Raw genomic sequence first — 598 nt, forward strand, 5'->3', positions numbered from 1 at the left:
GGTAATCAGCAGAAAGTCTTGATCGCCCGTTGGCTGTTACTTGAACCTGAGATTTTGATCTTGGATGAGCCTACCAAGGGTATTGATGTGGGTGCGAAAGCAGAAATTTACAAATTGATTGTGGAGCTCGCCAAGTTAGGTAAAGCCATCATTATTGTTTCTTCCGAAATGCTTGAACTCTTGTCACTCAGTGACCGAATTATGGTCATGGCAGAAGGTAAAGAAATTGGTGTGGTTGACCGAGCAGAAGCCACACAAGAATTAATCTTAGAAATGGCGGCCGGTGGTGATGTACCCACAGAACACGCCATAGAAATAGACACAACCGAATTGAGCATAGAAGGGGTTGCCTAATGGATTCTCTAGCAAGTAATAAATTTAATAAAGCAAACTACACTGAGTTTCTGAACAAGTATGGAATGCTTATTATTTTGGTACTCCTGTTTATTTCTCTGTCTTTTAAAATAGAAGGCTTTGCTTCGATTCGAAATGTATTAAGCATCCTAGAGCAGGTCTCTATGTTTGGCATTATTGCGATTGGGGTGACCTTTGCCATAGTGACAGGAGGTATCGATTTATCCGGTGGTTCTGTGGTTGC

At 41.6% G+C, this 598-nt stretch carries 1 protein-coding gene and 1 pseudogene; both read left to right on the forward strand.

All coding sequences use genetic code 11. From position 1 onward, the window contains the following. Positions 1 to 354, forward strand: a 354-nt coding sequence (locus A9Q93_RS12840; protein WP_369674727.1) for an ATP-binding cassette domain-containing protein, incomplete at its 5' end; no start/stop codon positions are given. Then, a pseudogene (locus A9Q93_RS12845) lies at positions 354 to 598 on the forward strand (hypothetical protein); the annotation flags it as partial. The gene A9Q93_RS12840 and the pseudogene A9Q93_RS12845, both read left to right, overlap by 1 nt.

It is taken from the genome of Nonlabens dokdonensis, from assembly GCF_002162835.1.
GTDB classification, from domain to species: Bacteria; Bacteroidota; Bacteroidia; order Flavobacteriales; family Flavobacteriaceae; genus Nonlabens; species Nonlabens dokdonensis_B.